The organism is Murimonas intestini (genome assembly GCF_024622195.1).
Taxonomy (GTDB): domain Bacteria; phylum Bacillota; class Clostridia; order Lachnospirales; family Lachnospiraceae; genus Murimonas; species Murimonas intestini.
The window spans coordinates 34,475-53,711 of the sequence record NZ_JANKBI010000004.1 but is presented as its reverse complement, the minus strand read 5'-3'; the positions used below and the strand labels follow the sequence as shown (position 1 = coordinate 53,711).

The following is a 19,237-nucleotide window of genomic DNA, read 5'->3' as shown; positions in this document are numbered from 1 at the left end:
AGAGGAGGAGCATTATGAATATCGTAGTTTTGGCAGGAGGGATCAGCACAGAGAGGGAGATATCCATTGTATCGGGGACTCAGGTATGCAAAGCCCTCAGAGAAAAGGGACACCGTGCCATACTTATGGACGTATATTTTGGCAATGTGGAGATACAGCCGGCGAATGCATTTCCGGAGAATTATGATACAGATGCGGCAGCTGCATACATGAGAGGCTTTGATGGAAACATAGAGGCGGCGAAGGCAGCCCAGAAGGAATTCTTCGGCCCCAAGGTACTGGAGATATGCAGGGAAGCAGATGTTGTATTCCTGGCACTGCACGGTGAAAACGGTGAGAACGGTAAAGTCCAGGCGGCATTTGACCTGCTGGGAATTGTCTATACAGGTTCAGGATATTTAGGAAGTGCGCTGGCTATGGATAAGGCTCTCTCTAAGAAGCTGTTCAGGGAAGGCGGGGTTCCCACTCCTGGCGGAGTGACCCTGCATCAGGGTGAGACGGTCAAAAGTACAGCAGGGTATAACGTGGGCCTGCCATGTGTGGTGAAGCCCAGCTGCGGAGGGTCAAGTGTGGGAGTGTTCATAGCGGAGACAGAAGAGGCATTTCAGGCAGCTGTGGCGGAGGCTTTTTCCTATGAGAGTGAAATAGTGGTAGAATCGTACATTAAGGGCAGGGAGTTCTCTGTGGGAGTAGTGGATGGAGAAGCATATCCTGTCATTGAGATTGCCCCTATAGAAGGCTTTTACGACTATAAAAATAAATATCAGGCCGGAAGCACCATAGAGACATGTCCGGCCGAAATCAGTGCCGAACAGACAGCCAGAATGCAGGAATATGCTGTGCTTGCCTATAATGTGCTGAAGCTGGAGAATTATGCGAGAGTAGATTTTATGATGGATGATAATGGAGACATGTACTGTCTGGAAGCCAATACCCTGCCGGGAATGACCCCCACCAGCCTTCTGCCCCAGGAAGCAGCCGCTCTGGGAATGACATTTGCTGATCTCTGTGAAAAGCTGATTCAGGTATCACTTAAAAAGTAAGGTACCGTAACAGCAGACGGCTGACCTATAACAAAATACCCGCTGCCCTCCGGGCCGGGAATACAGAGTGAGGATAGGTGATTAATATGAAAAATATGTCTCTGGAAAATATAGCTGCTGCGTGCGGCGGACGCTATTATGGGGATGAAAATAAAAAGAAGCAGATAGTCACATCAATCACGACAGACAGCCGTAAAGCAGAAAACGGCTGTCTGTTTGTGGCAATAAAGGGCGAACGTGTGGATGGGCATGACTTTGTCTCTCAGGTGTACCGGGAGGGAGCGCTGTGCGTGCTCTCCGAGAGAGAGCTTACAGGTGATGAGCTGGGAGGCAGTTATATCCTTGTGGAATCATCCCTTCAGGCTGTGAAGGATATAGCTGAGTTTTACAGGCAGCAGCTGGATGTAAAGGTGGTAGGCATCACAGGCAGTGTGGGCAAGACAAGTACAAAGGAAATGATCGCGTCTGTCCTCTCAGAGAAGTACAATGTACTGAAGACAATAGGAAATTTTAATAATGAGCTTGGCCTTCCGCTGACTATCTTCCGGCTCAGGGAAGAGCATGAGATCGCAGTCCTGGAAATGGGGATCAGTGATTTTGGCGAGATGCACCGTCTCAGCAAGATAGCGCGGCCGGATATCTGTGTCATAACGAATATTGGCCAGTGCCACCTGGAATTTTTAAAGAGCAGGGACGGCATTCTGAAGGCCAAGTCAGAGATATTCGACTTCATCGCCGGGGACGGCAGCATCGTGCTGAATGGAGATGATGATAAGCTGGCGGGGATCAGCAGTGTGAAGGGAATACGCCCTGTGTTTTTCGGCATTGAGAGCGGACGGGAGATATATGCTGACAATATTGAAAGCAGAGGACTGTCCGGAATACAGTGTACCATCCATGTATGTGAAGAGAAGAGTGAGGAGAGCTTTACGGTGCTCATTCCCATACCGGGACGCCATATGGTTTTGAATGCCATGGCAGGAACAGCTGTGGGGCGCCTTCTGGGGCTTGGCCTGGAAGAGATCAGGAACGGCATCGGGAAACTGGAATCCCTGAAGGGCAGATTCCATATCATAGAGCATGCGGGCCGGACAATTGTGGATGACTGCTATAATGCAAGTCCGGCAGCCATGAAGGCGTCACTTGATGTGCTGTCAGAGGCGCAGGGACGAAGGGTTGCCATACTGGGAGACATGTTTGAACTGGGGGAGGATTCTGCTCTGCTCCATGCGGGAGTGGGGGAGCATGCCTCTGACAACAGGATAGATCTTCTGATCTGCGTGGGAGATATGTGCCGTCACATGGCTGAAGCTGCGTTTAACAGCGGAGGCTGCCGGGAGGTGCTTCAGGTCCCAACACTTGAGGCGCTGCTTCAGACGCTGCCAAAGCTGACGGAGGAGGGCGACACGATTCTTGTAAAAGCATCCCACGGTATGCATTTTGAGAAGGTTATAGAGAAATTACAGGAGCTTTAAATAAGATGACAGAAAAACTATTTTATAAAGATCCATATGCCAGGAAATTTGAAGGCAGGGTCATTTCATGTGAGGAAGGAAAGAAGGGCTGGGAGGTCGTGCTGGATAAGACTGTTTTTTATCCGGAGGGAGGCGGACAGCCCGGAGATACGGGATATCTGGGTAAAACCAGGGTGCTTGATACGATCGAAAGAGAGGGTCAGCTGATCCATATCTGTGATTCTCCTCTGGAAAAGGGGAGCGCTGCAGAGGGCAGGATCGACTGGGAGCGCCGTTTCATGCTGATGCAGCAGCATACAGGGGAGCATATCTATTCCGGAATCGTACACAGGATATACGGCTATGACAATGTGGGATTCCACATGGGAAAGGACTGTATAACTGTTGATTTTAATGGGGCGCTTACCTGGGAGCAGGCTATTTGTGTGGAAAAGGAGGCCAATGCCGTAATTTTCGCAGATGAGGCGGTTTCTGTGAGCTTTCCTGACAGGCAGGAGCTGGAGAAAACAGAATACCGCAGCAAGAAGGAACTGGAAGGACAGGTGCGGATCGTGACAGTTCCGGGCGCTGATGTATGTGCCTGCTGCGGGCTCCATGTGGCGGGGACAGGGGAGGCCGGGTGTATCAAAACAGTTTCTCTCATTAATTATAAAGGCGGGGTGCGTATTGGCCTGTTGATAGGATGGAGCGCTCTGTATGATTATGAAGAGAAGACAGAGGGTATCCGCAGGATATCTAACCTGCTTTCTTCTAAGCCGCAGGCTGTGCCTGAAGCTGTGGAAAAGCTTTACCAGACATGCCAGGAGCAGAAGCAGGAGATCAACGGCCTGAAAAGACAGATATTTGCCATGAGGGCAGAGCAGGTGGAGAAAGGCACTCCGCTTATATATTTCATTGAGGATGGGATGACTCCCGTGGAAGCGCGCCAGTTCTGCGATATGCTGGCAGAGCGCGCAGTGGTGGCGGCAGTGTTCTCAGGAAATGATGAGAATGGATATAAGTATGCCGTAGTCAGCCACAGCAGTGATGTGCGTCCCATTGGGAAGGCGCTGGCTCAGCGGTGTATGGGACGGGGAGGCGGCAGTGCAGAGCTTGTTCAGGGCTCTGCCTCTGGTGATTCTGGTTCCATCGAAGAGTGCATGAGGCTGTTTTCATAATTTCGTTTCATCCAGTAGAATTGACTGGCTGTAAGCCCCAGATGCTGCATTGCATCTGCGGGCTTAAACTTTTTCATTTTCCAGAGTCTGTAGTAGTCCGGGAACTGAGGCGGTACCTGCAGGGGAGGGCGTCCGAAACGAACTCCTCTGCTTTTTGCCGCAGCTATGCCCTCGGCCTGGCGCTGGCGTATATTCTCACGTTCTACCTGGGCTACATAGGAAAGCAGCTGGAGGACAATGTCCGAGATCAGTGTGCCTATGAGATCCCTGTCCCGCCGTGTATCCAGCAGAGGCATATCCAGGATCAGGATGTCCACCTGTTTTTTCTTAGTTAGAAATCCCCACTCAGCAATAATGTCATTATAATTCCTCCCAAGCCGGTCCAGGCTTTTTACCACCAGCAGATCACCAGGACGGCATTTGCGGCGCAGCTTCTGGTAGCCGGGCCTGTTAAAATCCTTGCCTGACATCTTATCCATGTAGATATTTTCGTCAGCCACACCAAATTTTCTGAGTTCGATCAGCTGCCGGTCTTCATTTTGATCTATTGAGGATACTCTCATATAACCATAGATAATTGACATAAAAAAACCTCCCGTTGTATATTCTGCAAAACAGGAGATAATTATAATCAATTTTTTGGAAATGTACACTTTTACAAATCTTCCATTGTATTCCATACTTTCCAAGAACCGTTTGCTTTTTAAGGTTCTTTATTATATAATTAATATTATAAATTTTCATTTTATTGTTTTGTAAAAGTGTACCTTTCTAAAATTGGAGAATAATATGGAGCGTTCAAAGGATAAAATAATCGTTTTAAAAGGGAAAGACAGCGGTACAGATGCAATGCTTAAAATTTACCAGGGATGCACTGAGATCATAGAAGTATATGAGGAGGAGGAGATCTGCAGCCTGCTCAGGGAGTATGGCGGCCAGATCAAAATGATAGTTGCCGATGCCGGCAGAGCGGAGCAGGAAACCGGGAAATTTTTGGAAAGGCTTAGGGAAAGCGGCTACAGGGAGGATTATCCTGTCATAGGAGTGGCAGTAGAAGAATCTAATCTCATACGTGTCCTGAAAAATGAAGCGGACACAGATCCGCTCACAAAGCTCTATAACAGAAGAGCTTTCAAACGTCTTGTCCAGAAAGAATTAGAAAAGGAGCCTGTGAAGGCAGCGTTTGGAATTGTTGATATTGATGATTTTAAAGTATTGAATGACAAGTTCGGACACAAATTTGGAGATGAGATACTCTTCCAGCTCTCAAAACAGCTTCGGGAATGTCTGGGGAAAGATGTACTGGCAGGCAGATTCGGAGGAGATGAATTCGTACTTTTCTGGACGAATCTGGAATCCCGGCAGGATGAGAGGGTTATAATGGAGGAGGCTGAGCACATCTGCGGTGTCATGAGGCAGGAATTTATGGGCATAAGGATCACAGGCAGCCTTGGGATAGCATGTTTCCCATATGACGGGGAGACATATGATGAGCTGTTCAGGCTGGCTGACAAAGCGCTCTATCTGGCAAAGGACAGAGGAAAAGACAGGTTTGTGATATATGGAAGGGAGCTTGTATAGTGACTATACAAGCTCCGCATTTTTGTCCAGCATTTCCTGGATAATATTCTGCGTGTAGGCCCCGAGAAATTTTCTGTCCTCTTTGGGGAGTTCTTTTGGGTAAATAGGTTTGCCGTATTCCAGAATGATATGTCTGGAACGGATCTTTGGGAACTGGTCCTCAAAAATAGCGGATGTGTTAGTCAGCGCCATAGGTATGATGGCGCATCCGGTCTTCTCAGCCATCTTAAGGCTTCCCTCCTTGAAGGGACGCATAGGAGCCTTGGGGTCCTTGTTTCTTGTGCCTTCAGGGAAGATGCACATTGAGATCCCGGCCTTTATCTGGTCGATTCCTTTTAAAATGGTCTTCAGTCCCTCTTTAATATCATCCCTGTTCAGGAAAAGACAGTAGAGGCGTTTCATCCAGTGAGACAGAAGGGGGATCTTGATCATCCCGTCCTTAGCCACATAACCGGTCAGGTCAGGGCAGCGGGAATATGTAATCAGAATATCGAAGAAGCTTCTGTGGTTCCCGACATAGAGAACAGCTTCACCCTTTGGCACGTTCTCTTCCCCGATGACAGTTGTTTTGACTCCGGAAATGAACATAACAAGTTTAAATACATACTGGACCAGGCGCAGGGATGTGATATCCCTGAACCTGGGGGCAAATTTACCGATCAGCCATTCCAGGATCAGAATGGGGATGGAAAGGATCAGAAATCCTACAACTACAATAACGACAAGTATAAACCGTATCATAACAATCTCTTTTCTGTATTTAATTTATATTTATTTTACCTTCCAAAAAGCTCTGTGGTAGCCTTCAGCCAGCCAATCCGCCATGCAGCCAGATCTGAGGCCTCATACCTGAACATCCAGTTGCCTTCTGCAGCTCCGGGAGTGTTCATGCGGGCTTCACTGCCCAGCTGGAGCAGGTCCTGGATAGGAAAGATGGCATACCTGGCGATGGATCCCATGCAGAAACGGATGAAATCAAGACTTACAGAACCCCCGTCTGTGTTGCCGTAGCGGCGTATCTTATCACGGCATTCTTCCGGGAGGCCCGCATACCAGCCGGCTGTGGTATCATTGTCATGTGTGCCTGTGTAGCAGATGCAGTTTGTTGTAGTAAACTGGTGGGGCAGATAAGTACTCTCACCTGTTCCCTGGAAGGCGAACTGAAGGACCTTCATACCCGGAAAGCCGAACATATCCCGGAGCCATTCTACTTCAGGCGTTATGATCCCCAGATCTTCCGCAAAGATAGGCAGGTTTTTCCCGAATTCTTTCTGCAGGGCCAGGAAAAAGTCTTCTCTTGGTCCCTTTACCCATTTTCCGTTTATGGCAGTCTCCTCATCCGCTGGAACAGCCCAGTATGCCTCAAGTCCGCGGAAGTGGTCGATCCTGAGGTAATCTACGAGCTCCATCTGGGAGCGGATACGGGATATCCACCAGCTGTAACCGTCCTTCTTGTGGGCTGCCCAGTCATAGAGCGGGTTGCCCCAGAGCTGTCCGGTGGCGCTGAAATAATCAGGCGGGACTCCTGCTACAGAAGTGGGATGTCCTGTCTCATCCAGCTGGAACAGCTTCTGGTGGGACCAGACATCTGCGCTGTCAAGGGACATGAAAATAGGGATATCTCCGATGATCTCAATTTCCCTCTCATTAGCATATGCCTTTAATTTCAGCCACTGGCGGCGGAACATAAACTGAAGGAATTTATAATACTTGATTTCTTCTGAAAGCTTTTTAGTCCATTTTTTCCGGGAAATGGCATCCGGAGTCTGAAGGTCATCCTCCCAGTCAAGCCAGCATTTTCCTTCATGGGCGTCTTTCCCTGCCATAAAGAGGGCATAATCGTCCAGCCAGAAAGAATTTTCTGCACAGAATGCCTCATATTCTTCCAGAAGCATGATATCGGGAGATGTGGGAAATGCGGCAAAGGCCAGATGGAACAGCTCGTTCTTATAATTGAGGACAGCGCCGTAGTCCACCTGGCGGGGGTCCCACTTGGGGGCAGGAACGCTGTTGAGGTCCTCTTCAGTTAAAAGCTTCAGTTCAAGAAGATCCTCGATGCTGATAATAAGAGGCTGTCCGGCAAAGGCAGAAAAACCCTGATAGGGGGAATCGCCGAACCCGGTAGGCCCAAGGGGGAGTACCTGCCAGAGATGCTGGCCGCTGGCCTCCAGAAAATCGATGAATTCATATGCGCCTGTGCCAAGCTCGCCGATTCCATAAGGTGATGGAAAGGATGTGGGATGGACAAGGATGCCTGACAGGCGTTCTTTTGCAGTGTTCATAATTGTGTCTCCTTTGATTGGATTGTACCAAAATATGTATTATTATTATACCGAATAGTACACAAGGATTCAAGAAGAATTAAACGATTGACATCTCATAAAAATCCGTTAAAATAGAATCATGCAAGTTACGGACCCGCAGGCGTGGGATTAACGACTTTCGTATAACACTAAAATGTTGATGAGAAAGCGAGGGAAGCCTGTGTATGTAATGATCGATAATTATGATTCTTTTGTCTATAACCTGTCCTCTTATTTTCTGGAATTCGGGCGGGACATCCTTGTCAGGCGGTGTGATACACTGTCAATTGAAGAAATAGAAGAGACAGCGCCTGAGGGGATCATCATTTCCCCAGGACCGGGGCGGCCGGAGGAGGCAGCGCTGTCAATGGAGGCTGTAAAGCGGTTTAAGGGAAGGATCCCCATACTTGGAGTGTGCCTGGGCCATCAGGTCATAGGGAAAGCCTTTGGTGCGGACGTGCACAAAGGAGGAAGGCCCATGCACGGAAAGGTGACAAAGGCCTTCCATGACGGACAGGGTCTGTTTGAAGGGCTGCCGGATGGGATGGAAGTGACCAGATATCATTCACTTGTAGTGGAGGAGAAGAATCTGCCTGAATGTCTGAGGGTAGATGCCAGGGCCGGTGACGGAGCTGTGATGGCTGTCACACATAAGGAATATCCCATCTATGGAGTGCAGTTTCACCCGGAAGCAGTGCTCAGCCAGTGGGGACATGAACTCCTGATGAATTTTGACAGAATCTGCAGAGACTGGAGGGATGGACATGCGCCGGATAAGAGAGCTTAAAGACTATATACCTGTACATGAGATTTTTTCTCTGTTTGCACATGAGGAGGACGCTGTATTTCTGGATTCTTCACTGGAGAATGAGCTTGGCCGCCATTCAGTCATAGCGCGGAGAAGTTACCTGAAGCTGGTGAACGGGAAGCATTTCACAGTGAATGGGGTCAGGCAGGAGATATCCTTTGAAGAATATCTGAAGACATATTTAAATGAAAACAAAGAGGAAAACCCCACAGATCTGCCAATCGTATCAGGTGCGGTCGGGTATTTCTCTTATGATTACGGCATGCGCAAGGAAGGGATCCTGTCAGAGAAGGAGGCCGGTCCGGCAGAGATACCGGATTGTATCATTAATTTCTATGATGAATTCATAGTGGAGGATTTGAGGGCCAGAAAAGTATGGCTCATTGCAAACGGACACCTGGAGGAGGCAGGGGCAGCTCTTGACCGTCTGGAAGAGGAAATTAAAAATAGAGGGGAACAGCCTGCCGCGCGGACTGCAGCAGGGAATAGCCATACTTCAGACTTTACGAAAGAGGAGTATTTAAAAGCGATCCAGGATATGATAGACTATATTGTGGAGGGTGATATTTATATTGCCAACATGACAAGGCAGCTGATGGCGGCAGGGAACAGGAGTCCCTATGAGGTATTTAAAAGGCTGAGGAAGGCGAATCCGTCCCCGTTCGGAGGATACCTGAACTATGGTGAGTTCCAGGTTGTCTGCGCTTCTCCTGAACGTTTTCTGAGAATGAAAAATGGAATAGCAGAGACACGGCCCATTAAAGGTACCAGGAAAAGAGGGTGTACAGCCGAAGAGGATGAAAGCCTCAGGCAGGAGCTGTCAGACTCCCAAAAGGACAGGAGTGAGCTTCTGATGATCGTGGATCTGGAGCGCAATGACCTGAATAAGGTGTGCAGGCCTGGAAGCGTGAAAGTTACTGAGCTGTTTTCAGTGGAGACGTATGCCACAGTATTCCACCTGTCAGCAAATATCAGAGGTGAACTGGAAAATGGAAGGAATGCCGTGGATCTGATAGAGGCGGCATTTCCGGGAGGTTCTATCACGGGAGCGCCAAAGCGGAGAGCCATGGAGATCATAGAAGAGCTGGAACACTCAAGGCGCGGCCTTTATACAGGCACCATTGGCTATATCAGCCTGGATGGAGCCTGCGATTTTAATATTGTTATCAGGACTGCTGTATTCTGCCGGGGCAGGTACACTCTTGGGGCAGGCGGCGGGATAACATGTGAATCAGAGCTGGAATTTGAATATGAAGAGACGCTCCAGAAGGCAAGGGCTGTGCTGGAGGCAATCTGTTAAAAAGTTACAGTTCTGCCGTCTGCCCTGTTACGTTAAAAAGTCAGTGCCGCTAAACAGCGGCGGAATGGAGATAAAATGTTAAATAAACAAGTTTTTTTATTTGATTTAGACGGGACATTGACCGATCCGGAGATGGGTATAACAAATTCTGTGGCGTATGCCCTGGAATATTATGGAATACATGTGGAAGAGAGAAAAACGCTTCATCCCTTTATAGGTCCGCCTCTGCGGGATTCATTCCAGAAGTATTACAATTTTTCGGAAGAGCAGGCCGGGGAAGCTGTCTGGAAGTACAGAGAGTATTTCAGCACAAAAGGTTTGTTTGAAAACGAAGTATATGAGGGAATTGCATCTATGTTAAAAAAACTGAAGGATGCAGGCAGGACTCTGATCGTGGCGACTTCCAAGCCAACTGTTTATTCCGGACAGATACTGGAGCATTTTGGGCTTTCTGAGTATTTTGATGATATACAGGGCAGCTGCCTGGACGGGACGAGAGACGCCAAGGACGAGGTGATCGCCTATGCACTTGAACAGAACTGTGTGACAGACCTGGATTCGGCAGTTATGATCGGCGACAGATGCTATGACATTGCAGGGGCAAAAAAATGCGGCCTGGAATCTATAGGGGTCCTCTATGGCTATGGGGACAGGCAGGAGCTGGAATCAGCCGGAGCTGATCACATAGTAAATACCGTGGCGGAGCTGGAAAAGCTTTTGCTGGAGTAAATGCTGCGGGAGGATGGGACAGGAATGAAGATTGAACTTGACGAAGGATATATGTTTGGGCTGGGGGCTTTTGAGACAGCAGCTGTAGAAGATGGAAAGCCTGTATTTCTGGAAGAGCATCTGATGCGGCTTGAAAATACGCTGCTTTTTCTGGGAATCCGGCCCAGTGTGAATAAAGATGAGATATATGAGTATCTGGAAAGCCATTATATGGAGCACGGAGCCCTGAAGATCATGGCATCCCAGGATAACCTGGTATTTACGGTGAGAGAAAACCCTTATAAAGAAGAAGACTATGCCAGAGGCTTTGATCTTGGCTTTTCTATGACAAGGCGCAATGAGACGTCAAAGCTGACTTATCACAAGACACTTAATTACGGGGACAGCATTATGGCCAGGCGTGAGGCTAAGGATCAGGGACTTGATGACCTTGTCTTTGTGAATTCAAAAGGCGCCGTCTGTGAGAGCTCCGCAGCAAATCTCTTTTTTGTAAAGGATGATATATTGTATTCACCCCAGGTAAACTGCGGACTGCTTCATGGAATTGTAAGGGATTATGTATACAGGACGGAAAGAGTTGAGGATTCAGTCATATATCCGGCTGACCTGATACACTTTGACGAGTGCTTTCTGACGAATTCCCTGATGGGGATCATGCCTGTGAGAAGGCTTGGCAACAGGGTATTTGAAGGCAGGAAAACGGCAGAACGGCTGCTTTGCAGATATAAGAAAGAGGTTTTGGGCATAAAAGGGGAAGCCTGGAAATAAAAATGGAATAAAGAAGACACAGGCGGTGTCCTATGAAAAGGATTATTGCGTTGTTAATCGGAATCTGCTGTTTCCTGACAGGCTGCAGCGTGACGGATACAAATGAAGAAAAGATAAAAGACCTGGAATTTACAGTGGTGGAAAATGAAAAGGTACCGGAAGAACTGAAAGCGATCATCGAGAAGAACAAGGAGAGTGAAATCAAGATGACCTATCAGATCGGCCAGTACCTTTATGTTATCCGGGGATATGCCATGCAGAAGACAGGAGGATACAGTATCTCCGTAAACCAGTGCTTTCTCACAGAGGATGCCATTCATGTTGAGACAAACCTGATCGGTCCGGATTCGGAAAAGAAAACGGCAAATGAACCTTCTTATCCTGTAATTGTGCTTAAGCTGCAATATATGGATAAACCTGTGGTATTTGACTGAGCATCTGCATAAAATGATAATGGTAATGTGTAACTGTTCAGTACCTCACAGATATGCTGACTGGTTACGGCAATATTAACTGATTATGGGAGGGGTGTACCATGGAATTATTAAAGAAAAATATCCATATGAACCGTCAGAAGAGCCAGGCTGTCATGCAGGTAACGCTGGAAGAAGATTTTAATGTTCCTGACAGCAAGGCCGATGTGGGAAGCATCATTCAAGACGAGGCAGGAGTAAAGATCGAAGATATGAAGGTGGCAAACGGCCAGGTAATGGTTACTGGCGCCATGGAGGTTGAAGTCCTGTATGTGGCTGACAACAAAGAGAGGAAGGTACATAGGCTCACTGAGCGCCTGCCTTTTGAGGAACAGATCAACATGGAAGGGGCGGAGACAGGTGACAATGTCCAGCTGAAGTGGGACATAGAAGACTTGTCTGTTTCACTGATCAATTCCAGGAAACTGAGCACGAGGGCCCTGCTGACATTTTCAGCGGCTGTGGAGGAGATATATGATGTATCAGCAGCTGTGGAGATCCATGGGGACGGGGAGATCAGCAGCCTTTCCAAGAATCTGGATATGCTGCAGCTCACAGTCCAGAAAAAAGATATTCTAAGGATAAAGGATGAGATAACCCTGGCGTCTAATAAGCCTAACATTCAGGAAGTTCTGTGGAAGAGCATACAGCTGCGCGGCACTGATATCCGCATTTTGGACGGTCAGCTGGATGTTAAGGGAGAGTTCTTTATATTTGTGCTGTATGCCGGAGATGATGAGAACGGCACTATGCAGTGGGTGGAGACAGCGCTGCCTTTTGCAGGGACTGTGGACTGTTCAGGCTGCAGCCCGTCCATGGTAGATGACGTAGAGCTGTCGGTGGCCTCTGTGAGCCTGGAACCCAGGCCAGACTATGACGGCGAGGAGAGGATACTTGCCCTGGAGATCGTCCTGGATCTGGACATAAAGCTTTATGAAGAAGATAAGGTGGAGATCCTGGAGGATGTCTATTCCCCGGCAAAGGAATTGAAGCCGGTCACGATGCAGCAGGTGTATGAGAGCCTTGTAATGAAAAACTTTGCCAAGTGCCGGAGCAGTGAGCGGGTCAGGATGGAGAATAACCAGCCAAGGATGCTTCAGATCTGCCATAGCAGGGGAGATGTGAAGATCGATGATACACAGGTTGTGGAAAACGGCCTTAAGGTAGAAGGTGCGGTATTTGCGGATATCCTGTATATCACTTCTGACGATACCCTGCCGTTTGCGCTGATGCATGGTGTAGTGCCATTTTCTCATGTGATAGAGGTTCCGGGGATAGACGGCACGTGCAGGTATTCTCTGAAGACACAGCTGGAGCAGCTCTCCACAACTATGATCGACAGCGAAGAGCTGGAGGTCAAGGTGGGAATAAACCTGAATGCCTTGGTTGTGCGTGTGCATAAAGAGGACTGCATCGTGGATATGGAGGAGGCACAGCTGGATATGAAAAAGCTTGCCGAGCTGCCGGGTATCGTGGGATATATCGTACAGCCGGGCGACAGCCTGTGGAGTATCGCGAAGCAGTATTATACCACACCGGACAGGATATGCAGGCTGAATAATCTGGAGTCAGAGGATGTGCAGGCAGGCAATAAGCTGATAATAATGAAAACGGTAGAAATTACAGATTGACTTTTGTATTTTTAGTGATACAATAGGAAGGAAAACAAAATACTGTATACAAAGTGCAAATGAGGTAAGCAATGAGAGAGGTACGTTTAAAAGCCATGGCCAAGATCAATCTGGGGCTTGACGTGGTGAGGAAAAGAGAGGATGGGTATCATGAGGTGCGCATGATCATGCAGACCATACGCATGTATGATCAGATCCGGTTAAGGGCTGTTAGCGAAGCGGGAATTAAGGTGCGGACTAATCTGAGCTATCTGCCCTGCAATGAGGATAATCTTGTGCACAAAGCGGCAAAACTCCTTATGGAGGAATTTGAGGTCAGGGAAGGATTATCGATTGAACTGAAAAAATATATACCTGTAGCGGCAGGCATGGCCGGCGGCAGTTCTGATGCGGCGGCTGTCATGGTTGGAGTCAACAGGATGTTTGGCCTGGGCCTGACGAAGGCACAGCTGATGGAGCGGGGAGTGAAGATCGGCGCAGATGTCCCGTACTGTATTATGAGGGGAACCGTCCTTGCGGAAGGAATCGGGGAAATACTGACTCCGCTGCCTCCCATGCCGAAGTGCCATGTGCTCATCGCCAAGCCGGGCATCCATGTCTCCACAAAATTTGTCTATGGAGGCCTTCATCTGGATGAGGTGACGGTGCATCCTGACATCGACGGCCAGGCAGCGGCTATTAAAGCAGGTGATTTAAATGAAGCGGCCAGACTTATGGGGAATGTGCTGGAGAGCGTGACTGTCAGCACTTATCCTGTCATTGATGAGATTAAAGAATTTATGGTACAGCATGGGGCCCTGGGGGCCATGATGAGCGGGAGCGGCCCGACAGTTTTTGGATTGTTTGAAGATGAGAGGACTGCAAAACGTGCATATGAGAAACTGAGGAGAGGGAAACTGGCAAAACAGGTTTTTCTTACCAGCATTTTTAATATCGGAGGGAATACAAATGAAAGATGAATTTCAGATACAGATGAACGAATACCTGCCTCTTCGTGATGTAGTGTTTAATACGCTGCGCCAGGCTATCCTGAAAGGTGAACTCAGGCCGGGAGAAAGGCTTATGGAGATCCAGCTGGCACAGAGGCTGGGGGTGAGCCGCACTCCTGTCAGAGAAGCGATCAGGAAGCTGGAGCTGGAAGGCCTGGTCCTGATGGTGCCCAGAAAAGGCGCTGAGGTTGCGGAGATCACCGTGAAAGACCTGGAGGATGTTCTGGAAGTGAGAGCTGCTTTAGAAGAACTGGCTGCAAAGATCGCATGCGATCATATCACAGATGAACAGCTGCAGGAATTAAAAAGGGCAGCAGGTGATTTTAAGAAGGTGCTGGATACAGATGACCTGACTTCATGTGTCCAGGCGGATATGAGGTTCCACGAGATTATTTATAATGCCACAGACAATGCCAGACTTCTGCAGATATTAAATAATCTGAGGGAGCAGATGTACCGCTACCGCATGGAATATCTGAAAGACAAGAGTATGCACAAAACTCTGGTAGAGGAACACGATGCGATCAGAAGGGCGCTTAAAAAGAGAGATAAAGAGAAGGCAGCCCAGGCAATCTGCGTACATATTGAAAACCAGAAGCAGTCCATAATCGACAGCCTTGTAGAAAGATAGATGGCTGAGTTAAGCGGGCATGGATTTGGCCCGCAGCCCGAGTGAATAAAGATTCCAGAAACTGCATATGCTAGGACAAAGAAAGGATAGGCAAAAGCCTATCCTTATTTTTGTCCCACAAACAAGATCTTCCTGTGGGACAAAACATTCCGCGCAGGAATGCGCAGCTGCGAAAAGCTTCTGCCGGATAAGAGGAGGTGCCTGGTAATGAATGAAAAAGCAGAAAATAAGAAAGAGGATCCTAAAGCCATATCCCGCAGCCTGAGGGACTCCGAACAGATACTTGGAAAACTGTGCGAAGGCTGCGATGATATCCTGCTCAGGAAGATGAGGCTGGGGCAGGGTGAGGGGATAGACTGCCTGATCGTATATATAGAGACAGCCGTGAGCAATATGATGCTGCAGGATTCTATGATCGGAAAGATGATAAACAGCCTTCAGGCTTCCCGGCCTGAAGAAATCTACAGAGAGTTAAAAGAGAACAGCCTTGGCATATCAGACGCAAAAGATCTGATGACCATGGATGAGGCCCTGGCCGCTATGCTGGCCGGAAATGCTGTATTTTTTATCGACGGGTTTGACAGGGCTCTGAAGATAAGCAGCAAAGGATACCCTGCCATGGGAGTGTCAAAGGCGGAAACGGAAAAGGCCATGCGCGGTTCCCGGGAAGCCTTCAGTGAATCAGTAAAGGTAAACACTGCCCTGGTCAGGAAACGTATAAGGGATACACGTCTGAAGGTAAAGGAAAAGATGGTGGGGGAGGCTTCCCATACAATGACTGCAGTCGTATATATGGAAGGAGTGGCATACCCCTCCATGGTGGAAAAATTCCAGGAGCGTCTTGATTCTTTTGTGATCGATGGCTTTATGGACAGCGGAGTCATAGAACAGCTGACAGAAGACACATGGTACTCACCCTTCCCCCAGTTCCAGACGACAGAAAGGCCGGACAGGGCGGCCATGGCTGTGCTGGAGGGCAGGGTGGTGTTCTTCAGCGACAACTCCCCTGAGGCGATCATCCTGCCGGCCACATATAACAGCCTGTTCCAGACAAGTGATGACTATTTCAGGCATTTTGGGATCGTGTCGTTTCTCAGGATCATCAGATATATTGCTGCATTTCTGGCAGTATCTCTTCCGGGGCTTTATATAGCTGTGACGAATTTTCAGACTCAGATCCTTCCAACTAACCTGATCATATCTTTGGCAAAGGCCAGGGAAGGCGTTCCATTTCCCGGTGTCCTGGAGATCCTGCTGCTGGAGCTTTCCTTTGAGCTGCTCCGGGAGGCGGGTGTGAGGATGCCCGGCACCATAGGAAACACCATAGGCATAGTGGGGGGACTGATCATAGGACAGGCAGCCGTGAGTGCGAATATTGTAAGTCCCATAGTGGTGGTCATAGTGGCGCTCACAGCCTTGGGATCCTTCTCAGTGCCCAGTGAAGAATTATCTGAAGCCTTCAGGCTATTAAAGTACGGGATGATCCTGCTGTGCTCTGTCTTTGGCATACTGGGTCTGGCGCTGGGCTGGATGCTGGTGCTGATACACCTCTCCGGGCTGAAAAGCTTTGGCATCCCTTACCTGATGCCATTTAGCGGGAATGACATGAACAGGCGGCAGGATGGCAAAGACAGCATTATCAGGATGCCCCTGTGGATGATAAGAAAACGACCTGTCTTTGCCAGAAGGGACAACAGAACAAAACTCAGATGGAAGGAGTGAGACTATGTTTTCAGATAATCACAAGATATCGGCGAGACAGCTTAACCGGCTGCTCGTTCTGGATCTGATAGGCAAGGTGAGCCTTCTGCTGCCTGCTTTCGCGGGAGTGAGCTCCGGGCGCGACTTTATGGTGAGCCTGATAGGGGGGCTCATACTGTCCATGCTTTATGTATTCTCAGTGGGGTATCTGGCAAAATACGTGGAAAATGATTTCGGAGGGTTTGTAGAAGCAAGGCTGGGCCATGTCTGCGCTTATCTGCTGAGATTCTTCTATCTGGCATATGTATTTATAAACCTGACATACCTGTGCTGGCTTTTTGCCGCTGTGACAAAGAACTTCCTGCTTCCTGAAATGAATGTGGCGGCGCTTGCGGCAGTGATGCTCCTGTGCGGATATTACGGCGCATCCAAGGGGATCGAAGGAAGAGGCAGGACTGCTGAGGTCCTTTATAAGCTGATTCTTATACCGCTCCTTGTCATGCTGCTCTTTGGCGCCTTTTCCATTGATTCTAAATACCTGGCTCCGGGAACGGCAGATATAAGCTCTATGACCCTGAAACAGGGATTTCTGGTGTTCACAGCCTTTGGCGGGGCAGGGCTGCTGCTGTATGAAGCCCCCATGTGCAGCCAGAAGGAAAGGCTTAAGCGGACAGTCCTGCACGGTACGGGCCTTGTGGCAGGCAGCGTATTTGCAGCTTTTGTTGTAATGATAGGGGCTTTTGGAGAGGAAGGGCTGAGGGCTCTGCCCTGGCCGGCTGTCACCCTCATGAGCAATGTGAATCTGCCGGGGGATTTCCTTCAGAGATGGGATGCCATCTTTCTTTCTCTGCTGCTTCTCAGTTTTTTTGTGGCTGCATCCACACAGATATATTATATGGGATTTCTGGCTCAGGGCTTTTTCTCTGCCGAAGAGAAAGAAGCAAAAAAGAGAAGGGGACGGTGCCAGAGCATCTGCATGGCTGCCGGCGCTCTGCTGGTTTTTATGGCATTTAATTTTTCCGGGACATATGATACAGCTTTTTATCTGTTCAGGATATTGAACTGCTATATCCTGGTGCCTCTCACGGCAGGATTTACTCTGCTCCTCTGCGTGATAGAGAGAGTGAGGCAGGGGAGGAAGCTGAAGAAAAGAACAGCCGCTGCTGCTCTGTTGCTGTGCATGGGAGCCTTCTGTTCCGTGTTTGCCAGCGGATGCGGGAGAGAGCTGGAGGACAGGACATTTCCTTCCATGCTTATTGTCCGGGGCGGAAATATGGATGAGGTTCTGAAAGGGTGGCAGCAGGAAGAAGATAAATATACAGACTTCGGCCATGTCAAGGCTGTTGTTTTTGACGAGAAGTATGCTGAAGACAGGCCCTTACTCAAGGAAGTGCTCCGGTATATGGAGCAGGATCCTGTATTTGCCAGGAATATGCTTGTCTTTTTTGCAGACGATACAGCGCTGGATTCCATTACCTATAAGTCCAGCTCCTTTGGGTCCTACCTGGCGGACAGATATAAAAACGGGACGGCTAAGGAAGAAAAGGCAAAATCAAAACAGGCCAGAAAGAAGGGAAAAGAAGGGGAGGTCACTTTGGGAGACCTGCTGAATTTCCTCCATAACAAGGAGGATGAGATCAGTGTCCCGAGACTGGTAAGGACAGAGGACGGCTATTCCCTGGCTGAAAGCATCAGCCTGACAAATGGGGATGAGAAAGAAGCGGAGTAAAAGTAATCAGGCCCTGCATAAATACGGCGGGGCTGTCAATACTCCTGATAGAAAAGTATGGAGCCTGCCGTTTCAGTTCAATCTGTTTGAACGCAGGGCAGAGATCAGAATATCAGGAGGTTACATAAAGTGAAAATCAGAGTATTCAGAGACAGAGCTCTGGACAGAGTCAGAGCATGGATCATAAACAATCAAAGAAAGGCAGCAGGGATGCTCACCGTTCTCACCATCCTGGGCTTCTGGACGGCGGCATCGCTTATGGGCAGAGCGGCGGAGCCTGTCCATGTTCAGGAAGGGATAGCAAAAGAGATCATCCGGTTCCACGTGATCGCAAACAGCGACAGTGAAGAAGACCAGGCGTTAAAATTAGAAGTCAAAGACGAGATGGTGGATTATCTGAAGGGCATCCTGGAAGGCGCTGATACAGTGGAGGCTGTAAAGGAAGCCATAGAGGAGAATCTTGAGATCATAGAATCAAGGGCGGGGGAGGCAGTGCGCTCCCGCGGCTGCGGGTACCAGGTCAGAGCGGAAATGACAAACTGTTATTTTCCTGTCAAGACCTACGGGGACTGTACGTTCCCGGCAGGTTATTACGATGCACTGAGGATTACTATCGGAAAGGCCGAAGGTAAAAACTGGTGGTGCGTGCTCTTCCCTAATCTGTGCTTTATCGATTCCATACACGGCATTGTGCCGGAGGAAGAAAAAGAAGAACTGAAGAATGTGCTCACAGAAGATGAGTATGACAGCCTTTTTACCAGGGATAAAGAGTACAGGGTAAAATGGAGATTTCTGAACTGTAACTTCCTGGGCATGGATTGACTTTTTGCTGCAAACCTTTTATCATGATAACAGATGAAGATCGTAACTATTCAGCAGGTCTGTGCATTTACTGCACAGACCGTAAGATCATAATTCA

At 48.6% G+C, this 19,237-nt stretch carries 18 protein-coding genes; 15 read left to right on the top strand and 3 right to left on the bottom strand.

All coding sequences use genetic code 11. The features are described 5' to 3' along the window. Nucleotides 1–14 precede the first annotated feature (14 nt). From NSB28_RS08105 to NSB28_RS08095, 3 genes are all read left to right on the top strand, one after another. Nucleotides 15–1,043: a D-alanine--D-alanine ligase family protein gene (locus NSB28_RS08105; RefSeq protein WP_109626423.1), complete on the top strand. Its 1,029-nt coding sequence runs from the start codon at nt 15–17 to the stop codon at nt 1,041–1,043. Between the two features lie 86 nt (nt 1,044–1,129). Next, complete coding sequence (locus NSB28_RS08100) at nt 1,130–2,518, top strand: UDP-N-acetylmuramoyl-tripeptide--D-alanyl-D-alanine ligase (RefSeq protein ID WP_109626422.1); 1,389 nt, start codon at nt 1,130–1,132, stop codon at nt 2,516–2,518. A 5-nt stretch (nt 2,519–2,523) separates the two neighbouring features. Beyond that, nucleotides 2,524–3,675: an alanyl-tRNA editing protein gene (locus NSB28_RS08095; protein ID WP_109626421.1), complete on the top strand. Its 1,152-nt coding sequence runs from the start codon at nt 2,524–2,526 to the stop codon at nt 3,673–3,675. Here NSB28_RS08095 and NSB28_RS08090 read toward each other — a convergent pair. Next, the gene (locus tag NSB28_RS08090) at nt 3,615–4,259 is read right to left on the bottom strand and encodes a recombinase family protein (RefSeq protein WP_109626661.1); all 645 of its coding nucleotides are present in this window, start codon (nt 4,257–4,259) and stop codon (nt 3,615–3,617) included. The genes NSB28_RS08095 and NSB28_RS08090 overlap by 61 nt on opposite strands. Before the next feature lie 205 nt (nt 4,260–4,464). On the opposite strand from NSB28_RS08090, the gene NSB28_RS08085 reads away from it, so the two are divergent. Continuing rightward, nucleotides 4,465–5,256, top strand: a complete 792-nt coding sequence (locus NSB28_RS08085; protein WP_109626420.1) for a GGDEF domain-containing protein — start codon at nt 4,465–4,467, stop codon at nt 5,254–5,256. 3 nt (nt 5,257–5,259) lie between these two features. Here NSB28_RS08085 and NSB28_RS08080 read toward each other — a convergent pair whose 3' ends face one another. Both NSB28_RS08080 and malQ read right to left on the bottom strand, forming a co-directional pair. Beyond that, on the bottom strand, nt 5,260–5,997 hold the full coding sequence (locus tag NSB28_RS08080) for a lysophospholipid acyltransferase family protein (protein WP_109626419.1): 738 nt from the start codon (nt 5,995–5,997) through the stop codon (nt 5,260–5,262). Between the two features lie 35 nt (nt 5,998–6,032). Beyond that, nucleotides 6,033–7,538, bottom strand: coding sequence for a 4-alpha-glucanotransferase (gene malQ, locus NSB28_RS08075; protein ID WP_109626418.1), 1,506 nt, complete (start codon nt 7,536–7,538; stop codon nt 6,033–6,035). Between the two features lie 211 nt (nt 7,539–7,749). Between malQ and NSB28_RS08070 the strand changes: the two genes are divergently transcribed. From NSB28_RS08070 to spoIIR, 11 genes are all read left to right on the top strand, one after another. After that, nucleotides 7,750–8,346 (top strand): anthranilate synthase component II, encoded by a 597-nt coding sequence (locus NSB28_RS08070; protein WP_276538753.1) that lies wholly within the window; start codon nt 7,750–7,752, stop codon nt 8,344–8,346. Beyond that, nucleotides 8,324–9,667: an aminodeoxychorismate synthase component I gene (pabB, locus tag NSB28_RS08065; protein ID WP_109626417.1), complete on the top strand. Its 1,344-nt coding sequence runs from the start codon at nt 8,324–8,326 to the stop codon at nt 9,665–9,667. The genes NSB28_RS08070 and pabB overlap by 23 nt, the downstream gene beginning before the upstream one ends. A 75-nt stretch (nt 9,668–9,742) precedes the next feature. Continuing rightward, the gene (locus tag NSB28_RS08060; RefSeq protein WP_109626416.1) at nt 9,743–10,396 is read left to right on the top strand and encodes an HAD family hydrolase; all 654 of its coding nucleotides are present in this window, start codon (nt 9,743–9,745) and stop codon (nt 10,394–10,396) included. Between the two features lie 24 nt (nt 10,397–10,420). Further along, nucleotides 10,421–11,164, top strand: coding sequence for an aminotransferase class IV (locus tag NSB28_RS08055; protein WP_257497658.1), 744 nt, complete (start codon nt 10,421–10,423; stop codon nt 11,162–11,164). Between the two features lie 32 nt (nt 11,165–11,196). Next, nucleotides 11,197–11,598 (top strand): protease complex subunit PrcB family protein, encoded by a 402-nt coding sequence (locus tag NSB28_RS08050; protein WP_109626414.1) that lies wholly within the window; start codon nt 11,197–11,199, stop codon nt 11,596–11,598. A gap of 101 nt (nt 11,599–11,699) precedes the next feature. Further along, a complete protein-coding gene (locus tag NSB28_RS08045) occupies nt 11,700–13,268 on the top strand; it encodes a DUF3794 and LysM peptidoglycan-binding domain-containing protein (protein WP_109626413.1) in 1,569 nt (522 codons plus the stop codon). Between the two features lie 71 nt (nt 13,269–13,339). After that, complete coding sequence (gene ispE, locus NSB28_RS08040) at nt 13,340–14,227, top strand: 4-(cytidine 5'-diphospho)-2-C-methyl-D-erythritol kinase (protein ID WP_109626412.1); 888 nt, start codon at nt 13,340–13,342, stop codon at nt 14,225–14,227. Further along, entirely contained in the window at nt 14,217–14,888 is a 672-nt protein-coding gene (locus tag NSB28_RS08035; protein WP_109626411.1) for a GntR family transcriptional regulator, read from the top strand. Before ispE ends, NSB28_RS08035 begins: the two co-directional genes overlap by 11 nt. A 207-nt stretch (nt 14,889–15,095) precedes the next feature. Further along, the gene (locus tag NSB28_RS08030; RefSeq protein WP_109626410.1) at nt 15,096–16,610 is read left to right on the top strand and encodes a spore germination protein; all 1,515 of its coding nucleotides are present in this window, start codon (nt 15,096–15,098) and stop codon (nt 16,608–16,610) included. 4 nt (nt 16,611–16,614) lie between these two features. Beyond that, nucleotides 16,615–18,318, top strand: a complete 1,704-nt coding sequence (locus NSB28_RS08025) for a GerAB/ArcD/ProY family transporter (protein ID WP_109626409.1) — start codon at nt 16,615–16,617, stop codon at nt 18,316–18,318. Nucleotides 18,319–18,447: 129 nt separating this feature from the next. After that, nucleotides 18,448–19,140 carry a stage II sporulation protein R gene (spoIIR, locus tag NSB28_RS08020; protein ID WP_109626408.1) on the top strand — a complete coding sequence of 231 codons (693 nt, stop codon included), beginning with the start codon at nt 18,448–18,450 and terminating at the stop codon, nt 19,138–19,140. Nucleotides 19,141–19,237: the final 97 nt, after the last annotated feature.